Origin of the sequence: Anaerotruncus colihominis (genome assembly GCF_010206195.1) — a bacterium.
GTDB classification, from domain to species: Bacteria; Bacillota; Clostridia; order Oscillospirales; family Ruminococcaceae; genus Anaerotruncus; species Anaerotruncus colihominis_A.
In genome coordinates this window covers 132,799-151,096 of sequence record NZ_VIQT01000002.1, presented here as the reverse complement: position 1 = coordinate 151,096, position 18,298 = coordinate 132,799, and the positions used below count along the sequence as shown (strand labels likewise).

Genomic DNA, 18,298 nt, shown 5'->3' with positions numbered 1-18,298 from the left:
TTGAAGTTTTGTACACTTCAAGCCGATTTTACATTTCTGAAAGCTAATAATATGCTCTATTGTTATCAATACAATGAAACGTGTAAAATAAGTCATGGCAAAGTAGAAGAAGCGAGAGCGGCTTGGCCCTCGTTTCTTCGTGTTGCCACATCAGCCCACGGCATTACGGGCTGGTAACGTGCCTTTCTGCGGCTCCTGCGGCGGTACGCCGCCCGCGATATAGAATACACCCTTTGCCATATCCTCGGCACGGAGGGCCGCTTTCTTGGCCTCCATTTTCCGGCGCTTCTCGGTCTTGATTCTGTCCTCATACTCCTTTTGCTTGCCGCTAGCCTTGCGCCGCAGATAATTCTGGTGCAGCCTGTCCTTGCGTTCCTTTTTCTTGCGTAGCGCCTCCTGTTCCTCCGGGGTGAGATTGACTTCCCCGAAGTGGGGCGGCACATAGCGGCCAACAAAGTTGAAGTAGATTTCAACTTCCTGCGTGGTTTCTATGCTGCCTTTTCGGACGCGTTCATGCACAAGGATTTTCTCGACAAACTCGTTTAACATGGTGGTTGTCATAGTGTTGAAGTTCTCGTATTTCTCCACAAGCGCGATAAACTTTTCAGCCGATTTCTTGCTCTGCTCAAAGCCGCTGATTGCCTTTTCCAGCCCGTCAATCTCGCTGGAAAGCTCGTCCTGCTCCTTGGCGTATTGCGCGTCAAGGGCGGCGTATCTCGCGTCTGGCAGACGGCCTAAAGCGTTGTCCTCGTAGATTTTGCACATCAGCTTTTCAAGCTCTCCGGCCCGTTTCTGCGCCACCGCAAGCCGCCGCCTTTTCTTGGTAATGTCGGTGGCCTGCTGCGACGCCTGCGCCTCCTGAACGGTCTTGATAAACTCGGCCCGGTCGTTCTTGGAATAGTCCGCGATAGCCTTTAACATATCGGCAATCAAAGTTAATACCACGCTGGCGTTGATTCGGTGCTGTGTCTTGCAGCGCGTCCCGATGGGGTATTTACCATACTCGGCGCAAGTGTATTGCGGGATTCTTTCGCCGTTGTAGGAGCGGTGAACGTACATCTTGCCTCCGCAATCGGCGCAATACATAAGGCCGGTTAAGGGGTGGATTTCTCCGTAGCCGTCCGGGTAGCGTCGGACGTTGGCCCGGATTCGCTGCACGTTGTCAAAGGTTTCTTGGTCGATGATGGCCTCGTGGGTGTTCTCAAAAATCGTCCATTCGCTTTCGTCCACATAATGGCTTTTCTTGTCCTTAAAGTGCTTGCGCGTCTTGAAGTTCACCGTATGGCCTAAGTATTCGCGCTTTTTCAGAATATGGACGATGGTGGAGGAACCCCAACCGCAAGGGTCTTTGAAAGTCTTGGTTTTGTTCACGCCCTCGCCGTGCCGGGCAAGGTGAACGGCGGGGATTTCGATTTTCTGCCGTTTGAGCAGTTGGGAGATTTGATAGGGGCCGAAGCCCTCCATTGTCAAGCTAAAGATTTGCCGGACAACGGCGGCGGCCTCGTCGTCGATTACCCACTGTTCCCGCTTATCGTCGGCCCATAGATAGCCATAGGGGACTTGCCCGGTCATGTGCTTGCCCGCCATGCCCTTAGACTTGAAAACGGACTTGATTTTTCGGCTGGTGTCACGAGCGTAAAACTCATTCATGATATTGCGGAACGGGGTAAAATCGTCGTCGCCCTTGGTATTCTCCATGATGCAGTTGACCAGCTTCAAAATATCATTCTCGCAGTAGATATAGCGGAATGGGTTGTACTTCATCGACTGTTTGAAGTCAATCGTATTGAGTATTTTTATCTCATACCCGCCGCGCTGGAGCATCTTGCCACATTTGAGAACGACCGTGCCTTTTGGGTCAGTGCAAATATAGGATGCGTTCATCTGCATGAGGTTGGGCTTGATGTGGAAGCGGGTCTTGCCGGAGCCGGAACCGCCGATTACCAGCACGTTTTTGTTGATGTTGTACTTGGGGATTTTGTTGCGCCCCACCATGACACGCTCTGTCTGCGTCAGGAGAATGTTCTGGTCAAATTTTGGATTGATGAAAGGGCGTATATCGTCGGCGGTTCCCCAACGCGCGGAACCGTACTCAACCCCGTGGCGGTATTTCTTGGCATTTTTTGCCTTGAAATAGACCACAGCGCGGAAAATGGCCGCGCCGGCAGCACCAAACAGCAGGTCGCGTGGATAGAAGCTGGGCAGCGGGTTTTTGGAAATCAGCGTACCAAGGCCGGATACCGCGCCCATTGCTTTTGTCACCATATCCGCGCCCTCTGCCAGCCGGTAGCCCTCCGCCACACGGTTGAAAAACCAGAAAATGAACACATAAGGCAGGTTGGGGCGCAGGATTTTCTTTACATCCAGTTTCACAGTTCAACGCCCCCTTTCTCCCGGTTTTTGGCGGTATCCCGCGTCAGGTTCTTTGCAATCTCCTTGAAGTGGGAAAGCTGGCCTAACAGCGACGGCTTTTTCTGCGCGGAGCGGTTCAGGCTTTTCCCGGCATACTCGGCAAAAGCGGCGTTCAGCGCGTCCGCGTCCCGTGCCTTGAAAAAGACAAGGTATTTTCCCTGCGACGGGTCTTTTTTCAGCGCAAAGTCCACCCCGTATTTCCTCGCCACGCGCTCAAAGGACTTGATATTCTTGTCCGTAATCTCGATGTTCTGCACACCTGCGCCCTGGCTTACAAGCTGCTTTACGGTCTGCTTGCCGTGGTGGATTTGGGGGTTCTGGGTCTGCGCCAGATACTTCCGTATGGCCCATTTCAGCAGGCCGGCGGTCAGCCTGCCGCCTATTTTGCCGACCTTGATGGTAAGAGCCACCGATTTTTCGCGTACTTCATCCTGCATGGTAAAACCTCCTCTCTTTGCAGGCTGGGACTAAACTGGTGTGCGCTAAGGCGGAACCAGCAGGCGGCGGAGCAGGTATTTCATGCGCCGGCCTCCTTTCCGCCCCACTTGGTCAGCACCACGGACTCGCCGCTTGCCATGCCGCCCCAAAGCCTGCCGGCAGCTTCTGAAAACTCGGTAGATGAGGTGCAGATATGGTCTGTCCCCAGCATCATAAACTCGCTGGGGCTGGCAAAAAGGCTCTGAAACTCGGCTTGCTGGGCAGGGGAAAGGGAGCAGAAGCCCTCCCCGTCTGAAAGCCCGCACAGCAGGAATGTACCGCTGATGCACTCGTTCACAAAGGGATTGCAGCGGTTGGGCGGCAGTCCCTGACGGTTAGCGTCTTCGTTGTAGAGCAGCATGACCTGATGGGGCAGGAAACAGCCCATTGCCAGCTCGCCGCCGACAAGCTGTGAAAAGGTTTCCAGCGAGTAGTCCACCCGCGCCGGTCTGGGCGGTCTGCCCGGTTCCACCACCAGAATGTTGATTTCATATTCCATGCAAAAGTCCTCCTTTGGTTTGATTGATTTATTGCAAAGCGCCGGACAGCTTAACCGTCCAGCAGCCCGTGCGCCATATCGTGGCTGACAAGCGAAGTGTAATATTGCCCCATTGTGACGGGGGCGTTGTAGAGCGCTGCCAGCGTGTACGCTTTGATGTTGCCAATTTTGGCGGTGTTGCTTCTCAGGCTGTCCATGACATAGCCGATATGTTCACTGTTCAGCTTCAGGAACCGGCCCTTGACAACCTCGGTGGGTACTTCCTGCCCGCAGATACGGACAGATTCCCGTGTGGAGCAGCAGATTTCAAGCATTAACTCCACGTAGCCGTCCAGCAAGTCCTTGTCGTAGGGGTTCCGTTCCAGAAGAATGTCATAGTCAATATTTTCTAAAATCAGTTCGCGGTAGCTTTCCATCTCATCCAATCCCATCCTGCGCGGAGCGCGTTTACCAGCAGGGAAAGAACGTGCTGAGGGGGTAGGGGGTGCGATGGATAGATCAGTATCGCTTTTTTCAGTTTTATTTATATCAGTATTATTAGGGGCGGAAATTCCGCACTCTTGACCGCTGGTTTTCTGGGGTGCAGACTGCGGTTTTTCAGCAGTCTTGACTGCGGCACTGCCAAGCGGTCTTGACTGCTGGTTTTCCGCAGTCTGCACCGGCGCGGAGGGTTCCGGCTCCAGAATGAAGTTCTTAACGTAAATCCGGGCGGGGTGTCCCTGGCCCTGCTTTTTCCGTTCCACAAGGCCGATGCCCTCCAATTCGCGGAACAGCTTCGTCACTTTGTCCTTGCCGCAGCCCAGCATGGTTATGGCTTCTTCCTGCGTGAAGTAGAGGAACACGCGCCCGTTGTCGTCCAGCCAGCCATTGCGGGCAGACAGCCCCATGCGGTCAAGCAGCAGGCCGTACAGCACCTTTGCTTCCAGCGATACGCCCTTGTAGCGGCGGTCGGTCAAATGGATTTTCGGGATGCGGTAGAAGCTGTACTGTTCGGCTTCATTCCCGTAGTAGTAATTCAGATTCAAAGTTTCCGGCATTTTCAAAGCCTCCTGTCTAAATGAAAAAAGCCCCGGCGATCTGTGTCGTCGGGGCAAAGCCATATATAACAAAAAAGCCGCGCAGTAGCTGAACATCCGTCAGTTACTGCGCGGCTGATATGAATGAAAATCGGTATTACCGGGTTGTTGCCCGTTTGTCCTTTATGTGAAATGGTTCGTTATCACCTCCCTGCCTGCCCCCACCAAAGGGCGTATTTTATTGGAAAAAGAATGGTGGCAAATCCGAAATTCCTCTTTGAGATAGATTGCTCATGAATTTCTCTGTTTTCAGAAAACAACAATATATAGCGATGTACACGTTGTTTTGTTCTGTATTTAGTGTCTTATGCGCGCTTTTTAACACTTGAGCAACCTTGGTAATAAGGGGGTTTCCGATTTGTCCTTATTATACCGTAAGGGCACACCTTTGCCACCAGGCTGATGGAACAGAATGTCCCCATCCGCATCATCCAGAACCTCATGGGTCATGCCTCCATTGTCACCACCGAGCAGTACTCCCATGTGCTGGACGATGAAAAGAGAAAGGCCATCGACCGGATGAGCGATTTTCTGCCGGGGGTGGAGGAACAGAGCCAGGACATTCTCTGGTAGCAAAACTTTTTCCACAAAAAATTTGGACTGCAACAAAACTGCAACAGTCCAAATTCCGGTGAAAACCACTTTGAAATGATTCACTTTTGTTGCGCTTCTTCCTAACGAGCGAAAAAATCCCCACTGCAACAAAATTGTGACGGTAAAATGGCAAGAGAAAACCCGCAAAGCGGTTTGCCATGCGGGTTTTTGGTTGCGGGGAGAGGATTTGAACCTCTGACCTTCGGGTTATGAGTTACAAAAATTGGTCGTTTTTTACATCAAATAGAGCATTTAGCGCACTTTAGTTGATGCATTTCCCATAATTTTTGAGGGTTATTTCATAACGAATTATTTGTCACTTTTAAAAAATGTGGTGCTTTTTAAGCGCATCGTTCCGCAGATTTTCCACCTGAAACGGGGTATTCAAAAGGCAGGGCTTTAGGCCCTGCCTTTTTTTGTTTACCATATATAAGCAAAAACCTATGTTGTATTTATAGAAAGGATGTGATCAATATGCAGATTGCCTGGAAGGGAATTTAGCCCTTTTCATCTAAACTTTAAGTAAGGGAGGTAAAAATTTTGAAGAAGCGCACACTCTATCTCTTGTGTGGAATTTTGGTTATATCCTCGATTTCCATACAAGCAAGTGCCTATCAAGGCCAGGAAACTGCTTCTAACAGCCCCACCCCTATCACAATCCTTGAGGATGAAGCAGATGGTAATGAAAGCCTGTCTGTGTCTGTCTCGGATGGTGTGATTGGGTTTAATTCTTCGGAGCCTGTTGAGGCAGAACCAGAAAGAGATGAAGAACCGGAGGATGACGGAACTACTGTTTCAAAGGTTGGACTCTATCCTTTTGAGATCAAATATGAGAAACACAATGATTCCCCGGTTATCATCAAATCTTTTCGAGTGCCGGCCGGCGTAGATCCAGCTACTCTTGTAGAGGCCGATTTTGAAGAGAACAACTATCGGTACTCGAAACAAGATATTTTGATGGATAAGGCAGAAGAAGTCATCACTCAAAAAACCATTGCAGAACCCATTGTTTTCACAACTGAGGACGATGATCCCGCTACAATTCAAGCAGCCTTAGAGCCTATAATGGAGTATAACGAAGGTGGATTTTCAGGCCAGTTGCTATTGGACTACGATAGCATTGTATCTACAGCCGCCGAAAAGAAAACTTATTCGTATCCCATTACACGAACTGTGGAGGTGCATAATCTCGATAATAACGATTATGCTTACCTGGATAAAAAGATGGGTGGGCTGACACTGGCCAATGCCGATTGGAAACTTCAAAACGGAGTCCAGCGTGCAGATGATATTATTCCTGGAATGTATACAGCCTATGCTACTTATACCGGCACTGGATATGGCACAAAGATCAATGGATACAACAACACAGCCTACTACACAGGCACAGTGACCCGTGTAACCGAGGGTGATACCATTTGCTCTATCATCTATAAGGGTGAGAGTACCGTGCCGTGGACAGGGATTGCAATTATACTGGGACTTCTTACTTTAGCGGGCGCAGGAGCAGTAATGGTAATGCGTGGGATTATTACAATTCCTGCAATCCTAACCTGGAATCGGAGAAATGGAAATGAAAATCCGCCGCCACCGGTAGAAATTCCCTAAAAGTCAAGAAAAAGCCATCAAGGAAAGGAATGAGAAGGGAAAAGGAGAGGGAGGAAACGAGAAAGAAGGAGGACGGGAATGGTTTTCGATGCGGCCCACGCAGTCCCAACGAGAATAGCCTGGTTCGTCCGTTGCAAACCGCAGCGCGCTTTCGCTGTTAGGCCATCCCCACTTCCTGATCTTCCCCTCTCTTTTTTCTCTTCCTTTTTCTCTTTCTGAAAGGAGAATACGATGTGAAAAAGCCTATGCATACCGCAATCATTATAATGCTGGCATTGGGGTTGACCGCTTGTTCGTCGAGTGCAAATGAGAATAATTCCGAAAAAAATTCCTCTGTTGCACTAACCCCTTCAATCACTCAGGAAGAGCTTCAGAATGAAGTGGATTTTGATTCAGCAGAGTTTATAACCGCCGAAGACGGTGAAGTTGTTGTTGGGAGTGGAAAAGCTAAACCTTCGAGCAATACAGAAAACCCGGCATCATCTGCTGTGCGCAGCGAACTTACCCCTGAACAGATGCGTGAAGATGAAGATTTTGATTTCTGTGCAGATGATTTTACACTGCCTGAAGCAGTACAAATGAAGGATGGCAGTCTTGGTCAGCTTGCAATCCCAAAGATTGGGCTGACCGTATCTGTATATGAAACGGATGATGAGATGGAAGCAATGGTCAATGGGGTTGCTCATTTCAAGGAAACAAGCTGCTGGGATGGAAATATTGGGCTGGCAGGGCATAATCAGGGAGTTAATACCTACTTTGGGAAAATCCATACTCTAACTGTCGGTGATAAGATTACTTTGACAACTGCTCTTGGTACGAGAACCTATGAGGTAACAGAACTTGTGGAAATAGATGAAACCGACTGGAGTTATTTAGAGCGAACTGAGGATAACCGCATTACTCTGATTACCTGTGTTAACCATGACCTTTCTAAGCGCCTGTGTGTTCAGGCAGTTGAAGTCATTTAGCGTGACCACGCCGGGCTGTATAAGGCCCGGCTTTTATGGGAAATTACGGACGGTATCCAACGCTGCTTCTGAGCAGCGCAGAGGGTTCAACCCCCTCGTTTCCCTGAAAAAGTTCATAAAAATTGTAAGTGATAGCTTGGCAGGAACAATTTGATTTTGCCGGGCTTTTTTGTTTAGCAAAAATATTCAAAAGGAAGGAGGAGCAATATGGACGGATTAAAAATCGTTGGTATAGACGAAAAAGGCTATGGCAAAATTTATAAAATCGTTATGAGAGATCCAACTATTCCCCTTACAGCTAAAGCGATCTATGCATATTTCTGTTCTTATGCAGGAGCTGGCTCAACAATTTTCCCAAGCAGAGAAAAGATTATGCGCGACCTACATCTCGCCAAAAACACCTTTACGAAATATCTTAACTGCCTGATCGAAGCTAAATATATTGTCCGTCACCGTACAGCTACCGGAAATGTCTATGAAATTTTGACAACGGTAAAAAGGAAAGATGGAAAAACTGTGGAAATCAAATCACAAGGATATGGAACCATCCCCAAATTTGCAATGTTGGATGACCGTCTCACTGTGACAGCTAAAGCGATCTATGCATATCTTTGTTCCTATGCAGGCTCTGGAAACAGTGCCTATCCAAAGCGCTCTACACTGCTATACGAGTTGGATATCAGCAAAGCTAAATATTATCCCAGTTATACTGCCTTAGTAGAATTGGGGTACATTACGCCCATCCAGAATACGGACCGAAAAGGGCAATTTGCAACATCAACTTATATTTTAAATGAAGTATTGGGAATCGACCCTCGAATTGATCCAGATGAAATTCGGAAAAGCGCATCATCAAGCCGAAAAAAGGAGCCATGTCGCAAAAATCAGGACACGGTTGAAAATCCTGGTTCCACAGACTTTTCAACAGCGATGTCGCAAGAATTAGGACACGGTAAAAGAGCGATGTCGCAAAAATCAGGACACGGTACGATGTCGCAAAAAACCGTACACGGTAAATTGCGACATGCTATTAACAATAACAATCTACATAATAAACAATCTATATCTTCTATCGAAGATATAGATGATAGAGAAATAACCAACAGCCGCACAAGTGCGGAGGATGGTCATGGAAATCTCCTCACTTCAAAACAGGAAAGCCGACAGTTGATTGATTATGACTTCCTGGCGAGAGAAAGCGAAGCATGGGTTTCCTTCAAGGGTATGTTTGGGCATTTTAAATCTCCGGAGGAGGAAGCTGCATACCTTGCAATTTGTAGAGAGATCATCAATGAGCTGGCACATCAGATTGAATTGCTGTTGAATGGTAAATCGGTTTTTGTAAAATACAATGGAGTTTCATACAATCGTGCTGACCTTTTAACTGCAATCAGGAGCGCTTCGCCAGATATGGATGAACTGTGTGAGATGGTTTTCAAAATTGCAGATAGGCGCTCTGAGATTCGTAGCTTACCCGCTTACACTAAGAAAATTATTATGAATCTATGGGCTAACATGAATTAAAAAATGGAGAAGAGTGAATTTTGATGTTTAGAAAAGAAAGATTGATTGAGCAGCGTGAAAAATCTGGGTATACCCAAAACCAGCTCTGTCTGCTCGCTAATGTTTCCCCAAAAAAATATAAAAAACTGGAGGATGGGATAACAGTTCCGAATTGCCATGAAATTGAGCGGCTTGCCAGAATGTTAAAAATTTCTTGCGATTATCTGCTTGGTATGGATCTCCCTTTGGAGGAAGAAACGATTTTGGAGGACCTGCCAACGGATAGCTTTGCTGTTCGCTTTGCTCGGTTGATGCTCGAACAGGATGAAAATATTGAAGATATTGTGCCTCTGGTAGAAAAGTCAGTAAGCACCGTCTATGGATGGAGAAACGGACGAATTATGCCCGATACGAAATCATTAGTTGTGCTGGCGAATCATTACAGTTGTTCAATAGACTACCTGATGGGCCTTTCAACAAGGAAAGAATCGCTAAGTATTTCTTGAGGAGGTTGCAACATGGAAAAAGGTGAGCAAATCACAAATGCAAAAATAATTGCAATATGCAATCAAAAAGGGGGTGTCGGTAAAACAACCACTACTATTAACCTTGGGATTGGACTTGCCAGGGCAGGCAATCGTGTGCTGATGGTAGATGTAGACGCTCAAGGCTCCCTAACTTCCAGCCTAGGCTACCAACTGCCAGACCAAATAGATGTGACGCTTGCGACGATTATGGGTCATATTATCAACGACGAACCTATAACGCCCAAAGAAGGGATTCTGCGCCATGAGGAAGGTGTTGATCTGCTTCCGGCCAATATCGAATTGTCGGGGATGGAGGTCACTTTGGTGAATACCATGAGCCGAGAAACCGTATTGCGGGAATATCTAAGAGCAGTTGAAGATCAGTATGACTATATTCTGCTGGACTGCTGCCCTTCCCTGGGAATGCTTACTATCAACGCTATGGCGGCCGCAGATAGTATCCTGATTCCGATGCAGGCACATTACCTGTCAATAAAAGGACTGGAGCAGCTGATGCGCACAATCTCAAAAGTCAAACGCCAAATCAATCCGAATCTTAAAATTTCCGGTATCCTGATTACGATGGCGGACATGCGTACAAATTATTCACGCGAAATTTTAGAACTGCTTCATTCCACCTATGGTGATAATATCAAAATCTTTGAAACGATAATTCCGACATCTATCAGAGCCGCAGAAACCAGCGCTGAAGGCCGGAGTATCTACCACCATGATCCCTCTGGTAAGGTTTCGGCTGCCTACACCGCATTCACCCAGGAGGTCTTGGACCATGAGAAGTAGTGCAAGAAAAATTCAAATGCAGAGCTTTGACGATTTGTTTGAAACCGAGCAGTCTGCTAAATTGGAGGAAGTACAGGAAATCCCGCTGGATGAACTATTCCCTTTCAGCAATCACCCCTTTCAAGTCCGCGACGATGCAAAAATGTTGGAGACTGCTGAGAGTATTGCAAAATATGGTGTTCTAATACCTGGCATTGTTCGTCCCCGCTCAGAGGGTGGATATGAGATCATTGCCGGCCACCGCCGTAAACGGGGCAGCGAGCTTGCGGGAAAGACCACCATGCCGGTCATTATCCGAAAAATGGATGATGACGAAGCGACCATCATCATGGTAGACTCCAATATCCAGCGGGAAAATATTTTGCCTAGTGAAAAAGCATGGGCATATAAGCTGAAGTTAGAGGCTCTTAAACATCAAGGGAAACGCAACGATTTAACTTCTGCTCCAATGGAGCAGAAGTTGGGAACAAGAGAACAGATAGCGAAAGATGCTGGAGAGGCATCGGGAGCAGCTGTTGCCAGGTACATATCGCTGACGAAATTAGTTCCTGAATTACTTGATTTAGTGGATGCCGAAAAAATCTCCGTCAAAGCTGCCGCCGACTATCTATCATCTTTGACAGAGCAGGAGCAAAGGGACCTATTGGCAGTTATAGCAGAGTTGAAAATTATTCCGGCTCCGGGAAACCTTGCAAAATTGAAGCCATATAGCAAAGCGGGAACATTATCAAGGGCTGTCATTCACGCAGTTTTGTCGGAAGCCAAGCCTGTGACCGAAAAAGTCACCTTCAAAGGGGAACAGATCAGAAAATACTTCCCTCCTGCCTACACACAACAGCAGATAGAGGATGTCATTATGTCCTTACTGGAACAGTGGAGTGCGGAGCAAAAAACAATTTGAGTTGCTTTTTTCAAAAACTCTCACTATAGTTGTTATGTAAGCGGTCGAGAATAAAGCCTACATGACCGATTGAGTATCTGATAGTTTTGAAAGGAAGTTTCGTATGAATAAGAAAATGATGATCGCCCTCCTGTCCCTTGCAATGATGCTGTCGGCAACCGGATGTACCCCTGCCGAACCCGTTGAAAATGACCTGTCTTCCTCCATCACCCAGGAAGAATACGATTCCCTTCAGGCTGAGAGGGATCAGCTTCAGAAGGAGTTGGATGAACTGAAGGCTGAGAGGGAGAAGGCAGAAGAGGAGCAGCCTTCCGAAGATGATGCGGAAGAAGATGTTAATACCAGCAGCGCTGCTTCTGCCAATGAGAGCGCAGCCACCGGTGACGGGGCCACCTCCCAGGAAAATGCACCAGCAAACGATAAGCCTGCTCCTACAGTAAACAATACCAATCCGACACCTGCCAATAACCAGGCTCCGGTAGAAAACACTCCTCCTGTTGCTTCCAGTTTGCCCCCGGCAACAAAGGTATCCAGCACCGGAAAGGGGCCGCTGGCAAAGTACACTGTGAATGTGTTCGACAGCACAACCCCCGCCGCTTCGACAGTCGGCACCACCTACAACGGCCAGATGGTCTACATGTTCTATTCGTCCAGCCAGAAGGAATTGGGGACAATTCCCGAAAACCAGCTGAATCAGATCATTTGGGATAATCAACTGATGGATATGGAAGCAGATGAACAGCTGGCATGGTTTACTAAGCAGTACAATGTGTATCGTGGCCTGGATGGAAGTAACGAGCATGAATCTGCTGGTTCTTCTTCTACAGCTTCTTCTGTTCCTTCTTCCAATGAATTTGACATTGATGAATTTCGGGATGAAGTAATTAGGCTCACTAACATTGAGAGAGAAAAGGCTGGATTAGAGGCTTTGGTAGAAGATAGCACTGCGATGGAATATGCTCAAATTAGAGCAGAAGAGCTTGCTGTAAGCTATTCTCATACCCGCCCTAATAATCAGAATAAATCCATGAATGGGCTCGAATTTATAGAAAATATAGCCTATGGACAAAAAAGCGCAAAAGAAGTAGTGAATGATTGGATGAACTCTCCTGGACACAAGGCGACTCTGCTAAGTGATTACTCCAGTTATGGAAGCCGTTTTGGAGTGGGATGTTACGAAAAAAATGGTACAATCTATTGGACACAGGAATTTGTTCTGTGGGATGCTGAAGGTTAATTCAGCATTTGTTGGAAAGGCACCTCTATGGGGGTGCCTTTTTTGTATTCAAAGGAGGTAATGAGATGCAGCGTTGTCGCGCACCCCCCATTGAAAATTATATAAATCAGAAAAAAGCCTCTGCTTCGGCAGGGGCTCTTTTTTATTTCAAAATTAAATGAGAGGAGAGAAACAGATGCGAAAAAAGTCAAAAAAGGCGGGTAGGTCCCTTGCGGCGTTGTTGGCAGTTCTGATGACGATTAGTTCTGTTCCAATTACCGCTTTCGCTACCGACTCGCTGGATTCTGGTTTTCCAAGTACGGCAACGATCATTGATGATCCTGTCTCTGGTTCTACTGGCTCTGGATGGGATAATATCAGTGGCGGGGACAATGATGTTATTATCACTACCCCAGAGGAATCCGAAGAAAACACAGAAACACAGCCACCTGCTTCAGATGAAAATACCCCATCGGTTCCATCAGAAGGTAACGAAGAAAGTGAGGAAACTCCCGATATTCCAGATGATGAAGATACGGATTCTTCTGAATCCGAAGATGACCCGGAGGATAGCGTTGTAGATGCTGAGGAACTGGAGAATGCCGATGACAGTGAGACTGGTGTTGCCACCCCTCCTGCAGACACTATAGAAGGCGGGCAGGAGTTTCCTTGGGCAGCGAACTTCAATGCGTATGCAGAAGCAACTATGGCAATGCCCAGGACATTTTCTACAAGAGAAACTGGAGTTACCTTCACAAAGTATATGTGGGGCGACCCAAGTGTTTCGGATGGTACACATGCTATTTGGCTCGGGAACCCTGGAACTGGTTACTTCTTTGCAGACTTGCACAGAATCAGCTGGCAGGGTTCGGACGCATTTTGCGCCGAGTTCAATGGACATGAGCCAGGCGGCAACTACGAGCAAGGCGCTGAAGGCAACGATGACCGGATCAAAAGAATTTTGGCCAGCTATGAGGCGTCCAGTAAAAATAAACCCGACTATATTGCTGCCCAAGCTGAAATCTGGGCAGTCCTAACGAATACCTTTGTAGGTGCGTGGGGCACATCTGGAGCCAATCAAAATTTGGTTGATCCAAGTATAGATATTAGCGGCATTAGATACTGGGTTTATAACAACAAAGATTCTGTTCATACTCAAAATATCTTTGTGTATTCCACCGATAAAGGGGTAACAGAAGAATATGCCTTGAAAATTATCAAGAAAAATGAGGATGGAAGTAAGGTGCTTTCTGACGCTACCTTTAGCGTTGAAGGGCCTAATGGGTTTAAAAGGACTGGGCTTAAAACAAATGCTCAGGGTGAAATCCTTGTCGGGATTACAGATGTCGGAAGTTATACTGTAACTGAGACAGCCCCGCCTGCAGGATATAAACTGTCGGACCCAGCTTCCCAAACTGTTACTGTCACTGAGGTTAATAAGCCTACAAACCCGGCTACTGTTGAGTTCCGCAACGAGAAGTCCTCCGGTGGCGGCGGGGGTGGCAGTGGTGAGACTACCGAAACTGAAACAGAAACCGAAGTTCACCAGTCCAAGGAGTACGAATACTCGGACGCCATTGGCCAGGTCACGATCCGCAAGGAAGACCAGGACGGGAACAGCCTTGACGGTGCTTTGGTCAACATCGAGGTTGCGTTCACCGATGGCACAACACAGCGGACTGAGGGCTGGGAAATCGACAATGGAGCCAGGCTGTTTACTTATAACCACCCCAAAGACAACCATGATCCGGCGACCATCACGATTACAGAGGTCAAGGCCCCGCTTCATTATGAACTGGACCCTACCCCGAAGACAGTCACAGTCAGCCCGACTTATACTCGTGTAACCCATGTAACGACATGGACCATCACTATTACCACTACCACAGTTTCTTCTGTAGATGAAGATGGCAACATCACAAAAAACACCTCTACCGCTACCAGCAAGAGTGAACCGCAGGTTGAGGAGTATGCTGACTTTATCGCTGGCGACAGGGATATTACCGTCACTTTCGTCAACACGCGGGAAACTGGCGATATTATTGTTACCAAGCGTGACGCAAATACCGGTCAGCCACTGGAAGGCGCTACTATCCATCTATGGGGTCAGGATCTGGGCGGCGTTGATGCCGGAGCCAAGGATATTGACCTAACTCTGGTCACTGACAAAAACGGCGAAGCGCGGTTCGAGTTTTTGCCTGCTGGCACATACGCCATTCAGGAAACACAGCCCCCGTTTGGTTATAACCTGAACGATGAAATTCAAACTGCGGTTCTTCAGTCCGGCCAGGTGGTTCGCAAAGAAGTCCGCAACTACCGCAAAGATGGATTGTTCATCAAAAAGGTAGACCAGGACGGTAATCCGCTGCCTGGCGCAACCTTTGAGCTGCGCCGAGGTTCCGGCGAAGTGCTGCTGCGGGAGGTAACAGATTCCAATGGCGTAATCTACCGCGGCAATCTCACCGATGACACCTATGTTATTGAAGAGATCAAGGCGCCGGAAGGCTACCTAATGGACGAGAATCCCATCCAGCAGATTCGGATTTATGCAACCGATGATAACAAGGAGTACACTGTCACCTTCGTTAATAAGAAGAAGCCCTCCATTGAGATCACCAAGGTGGATGGGCTGGATGCCAGCATTAAGCTGGAAGGTGCTATATTCCGCATTACCGATACCCGCACGAACCATTACTGGGACATCGAAACGGGAGAGGATGGCAAGGCACTGCTGGAAAACCTGGAAATCAACACCACCTATATCGTGGAAGAAACTCAGGCCGCCCCTGGCTATGTCAATTCGGGCTATCGGCAGGAAATCGTACTTCGAGAGTGCCGGACACATACCATCGTTGTGGAAAACTTCGAAAAGCCTGGAATTGAGATCGTCAAAAAAGACAAGCAGTCTGGCGCTCTTCTGGCTGGCGCTACCTTCCGTATTTCCTGGAATAATGGCGCAGACTATCGTGATGTTACCACAAAAGCAGATGGTACTGCTCTGATTACTGACCTGAAGGAAGGTTGGTATACCCTGACGGAAACGAAAGCACCAGAGGGCTATCTGCTTGATCCTACCCCGCATCAGGTACTGCTCGAACAGGGGAAGACTACCATCGTCGAAATTTTCAACGAGGCTTGCCCCTCTTTGACCATCCACAAAATTGATATTGTGACAGGTACTTCGTTACCCGGGGCACGATATAAAATTGAGCAGAAAACAGATGAAGGCATTAAACTCATTGGCAATTACACGACCGATGCAGATGGCATTATTTATCTGGAGAACATCAAGCCTGGACGCTATCTGATTACCGAGGTGCAGGCACCGGATGGCTATAATATCGACACCGCCACCCGCGAAGTAACAATCGAATATGGGCAGCCTTATGAATTGGAATTTACCAACACCCCCAAATCGCCTATTTACATCCAGAAGGTAGATGGTGAAGGCAATCCGCTGGCCGGGGCAAAATTCAAGGTTACTACCATGAATGGCGCAATGGTTGGTGAGGTAACATCCGGGCGGACTGGCTATGCCATTATTCCTTACGCTGAACCCGGCTGGTATGTGGTGGAGGAGATCAAGGCTCCAGATGGTTACATCCTTTCTTCTACCCCTGTAAATGTGGAGATTAAATCCGGAAAGCCGGCACAGGTGGAATTTGTCAACTATGCCCGACCTGGACTCCAAATTTTGAAACTGGACGCCAGCACACAGAGTCCGCTAGTTGGTGCTCGCTATAAAATCACCAAAGCGTCCGGAGAACTGATAGGAGAGTATACTACTGACATTAACGGCCTTATCAGCCTTGGTGCTGAGGATGGACTAGAAGATGGAGTGGTAATCATTACAGAGCTGCGTGCCCCTGATGGTTATGTGTTGGATGTTACTCCCCACACAGTAACTCTGAAGCCTGGCGAACTGACACAGATCGAGCTTTACAACACAGCAAAACCCGGACTTCAGCTGATCAAAAAGGATGAAATTACTGGCTTGCCGATTGGTGGTGCCCGTTTTAATGTGACCCTGCTCGAAAATGGCGGAAAAAAGGACCTTGGTTCTTATACCACCAGCGAAAACGGCACATTCTTCATCCCAGACTTGACCCCCGGCCATTATATCATCACTGAAACCCAGGCCGCCCCTGGCTACATCCTGGATTCCACGCCGGTCAATGTCGAGGTTGAAGGCGGCAAGCTGAACACAGTTGAAGTGTTTAACACACCCTATAGCGATTTGCGGCTGTTAAAGATTGATTCCGAAACTCGCAAACCGCTGGAGGGCGCCGTTTTCAAACTCTTCGACAAAAACAGGCTTGAAATCGGCACCTATACCACCTCCGCTTTGGGTGAAATCTACATTAACGGTCTGCCCAGCGGAACCATTTATATCCAGGAGCAGAAAGCTCCTACCGGGTATGTTCTGGACAATACGGTGCGACAGGTAGAACTTGTTGGCGGTAAAACAACCACTGTCGAGTGGAAAAACACTTCCCTCGGCTCTTTGCGAATCCTCAAGGTTGACGCAGATACCAATAAACCGCTGTATAATGCAACCTTCAATTTGTATGACAGCAGAAACAACCTGCTTGGTGAGTATACAACAAACCAGGATGGGCTGATTGTTTTCGGCAGCAGTCTCCAGAGCGGGACTTATAAACTGAAGGAGGTCAAGGCGCCGGAAGGCTATGTCCTCGATGATACCATCCGCACCATCAAGGTCAAGGCTGGTGAAACTACCGAGATCGTAGTGAAGAACCAGCTTCAGGTTGGCAACATTCAAATCATCAAGGTCAGCAGCGGCAAGAACAGCGTCACTGGTGATAAGGCCGGAGATGGACTGGAAGATGCTATATTCGAGATTTATGACGAAAATCTTAACCTCGTTGATAAAATTGAAACAGACCATCGTGGTATCGCAACCTCGGATGACCTGCCTTTGGGCAGATATGTCATCAAGGAGGTAGAAGCGCCGAAGTATTATTTTACAGATGGTAAGCCCATCTACGCTGAAATCAAGGTTCATGGGGATATGATCCGCCTGAAGGTAGAGAACACTCCTATTGAGCCGGATGTAAGCGTGGAAAAGCGTGGCGTTGCGGAAACCATGTCTGGTGAAACATTCCGTTATACCTTCTCGAACATCACCAACCAGTCGAACTGCAAGCTGGACGAGTTTTATTGGCATGATGAACTGCCGACAGATGCTGTTCGTATCCTGTCCCTCAACACAGGAACATGGAATGAGCGCGGGACTTATGATGTTTGGATCAAGACAAACCTTCATGGCTGGAAGCGAATCGAGCGGAACCTGTCTACTAAGGTTGAATACACCATTGATATGACACCCTCCGCTTTGGGTCTTGCCTCCAACGAGTATGTCACCAACTTCAAGTTAGAATTTGGCACAGTCGAAGAAGGCTTTACCAGTGTGAAGGACCCCTTTATCAAGGTCAAGGTCAACAACCGTCTGTCCCAAGGCCATCGTTTTGTGAACAAAACTGATGTAGGTGGCAGATATGGCAGAGAATGGGTTTATGCTCGTGACAGCTGGATCACTGTAATTTATAAGGGCTATAAATTTGGTCCGGGACGGCCTAAATTGCCACAAACCGGTGGCCCCAACTTCTTTGAAAAGTATCCAGAATATCTGAGATATCTCGAAGATTAACCGAATATCAACCAAAAAGCCGATGGGAAATTCCTATCGGCTTCT

Annotated in this window: 12 protein-coding genes and 1 pseudogene; 9 read left to right on the top strand and 4 right to left on the bottom strand. The window is 47.8% G+C overall.

Annotated features, from left to right (window positions below; genetic code table 11):
- Nucleotides 1-150 precede the first annotated feature (150 nt).
- The 4 genes from FMM72_RS00825 to FMM72_RS00810 form a co-directional block, all read right to left on the bottom strand.
- The gene (locus FMM72_RS00825; protein ID WP_257431966.1) at nucleotides 151-2,373 is read right to left on the bottom strand and encodes a recombinase family protein; all 2,223 of its coding nucleotides are present in this window, start codon (nucleotides 2,371-2,373) and stop codon (nucleotides 151-153) included.
- The gene (locus tag FMM72_RS00820) at nucleotides 2,370-2,849 is read right to left on the bottom strand and encodes a PcfB family protein (RefSeq protein ID WP_162220283.1); all 480 of its coding nucleotides are present in this window, start codon (nucleotides 2,847-2,849) and stop codon (nucleotides 2,370-2,372) included. Before FMM72_RS00820 ends, FMM72_RS00825 begins: the two co-directional genes overlap by 4 nt.
- 80 nt (nucleotides 2,850-2,929) lie before the next feature.
- Nucleotides 2,930-3,388: a DUF3846 domain-containing protein gene (locus FMM72_RS00815; RefSeq protein ID WP_162220282.1), complete on the bottom strand. Its 459-nt coding sequence runs from the start codon at nucleotides 3,386-3,388 to the stop codon at nucleotides 2,930-2,932.
- Nucleotides 3,389-3,438: 50 nt separating this feature from the next.
- On the bottom strand, nucleotides 3,439-4,425 hold the full coding sequence (locus FMM72_RS00810) for a DUF6017 domain-containing protein (RefSeq protein WP_162220281.1): 987 nt from the start codon (nucleotides 4,423-4,425) through the stop codon (nucleotides 3,439-3,441).
- Between the two features lie 432 nt (nucleotides 4,426-4,857).
- Here FMM72_RS00810 and FMM72_RS00805 point away from each other — a divergent pair.
- The 9 genes and pseudogenes from FMM72_RS00805 to FMM72_RS00765 form a co-directional block, all read left to right on the top strand.
- Nucleotides 4,858-5,037: pseudogene (locus tag FMM72_RS00805) on the top strand (tyrosine-type recombinase/integrase); the annotation flags it as partial.
- A 561-nt stretch (nucleotides 5,038-5,598) separates the two neighbouring features.
- Nucleotides 5,599-6,666: a hypothetical protein gene (locus tag FMM72_RS00800; RefSeq protein ID WP_162220279.1), complete on the top strand. Its 1,068-nt coding sequence runs from the start codon at nucleotides 5,599-5,601 to the stop codon at nucleotides 6,664-6,666.
- Between the two features lie 233 nt (nucleotides 6,667-6,899).
- Nucleotides 6,900-7,634, top strand: coding sequence for a class D sortase (locus tag FMM72_RS00795; RefSeq protein WP_347561211.1), 735 nt, complete (start codon nucleotides 6,900-6,902; stop codon nucleotides 7,632-7,634).
- 207 nt (nucleotides 7,635-7,841) lie between these two features.
- Nucleotides 7,842-9,158 carry a helix-turn-helix domain-containing protein gene (locus tag FMM72_RS00790; RefSeq protein WP_162220278.1) on the top strand — a complete coding sequence of 439 codons (1,317 nt, stop codon included), beginning with the start codon at nucleotides 7,842-7,844 and terminating at the stop codon, nucleotides 9,156-9,158.
- A 23-nt stretch (nucleotides 9,159-9,181) separates the two neighbouring features.
- The gene (locus tag FMM72_RS00785; protein ID WP_162220277.1) at nucleotides 9,182-9,643 is read left to right on the top strand and encodes a helix-turn-helix domain-containing protein; all 462 of its coding nucleotides are present in this window, start codon (nucleotides 9,182-9,184) and stop codon (nucleotides 9,641-9,643) included.
- Nucleotides 9,644-9,655: 12 nt separating this feature from the next.
- Nucleotides 9,656-10,465, top strand: coding sequence for a ParA family protein (locus FMM72_RS00780; RefSeq protein ID WP_162220276.1), 810 nt, complete (start codon nucleotides 9,656-9,658; stop codon nucleotides 10,463-10,465).
- Complete coding sequence (locus FMM72_RS00775; protein WP_162220275.1) at nucleotides 10,455-11,366, top strand: ParB/RepB/Spo0J family partition protein; 912 nt, start codon at nucleotides 10,455-10,457, stop codon at nucleotides 11,364-11,366. Before FMM72_RS00780 ends, FMM72_RS00775 begins: the two co-directional genes overlap by 11 nt.
- Before the next feature lie 103 nt (nucleotides 11,367-11,469).
- Nucleotides 11,470-12,603 carry a CAP domain-containing protein gene (locus tag FMM72_RS00770; RefSeq protein ID WP_162220274.1) on the top strand — a complete coding sequence of 378 codons (1,134 nt, stop codon included), beginning with the start codon at nucleotides 11,470-11,472 and terminating at the stop codon, nucleotides 12,601-12,603.
- Nucleotides 12,604-12,778: 175 nt separating this feature from the next.
- Nucleotides 12,779-18,253, top strand: coding sequence for a SpaA isopeptide-forming pilin-related protein (locus tag FMM72_RS00765; protein ID WP_162220273.1), 5,475 nt, complete (start codon nucleotides 12,779-12,781; stop codon nucleotides 18,251-18,253).
- The last annotated feature ends 45 nt before the right edge of the window (nucleotides 18,254-18,298 follow it).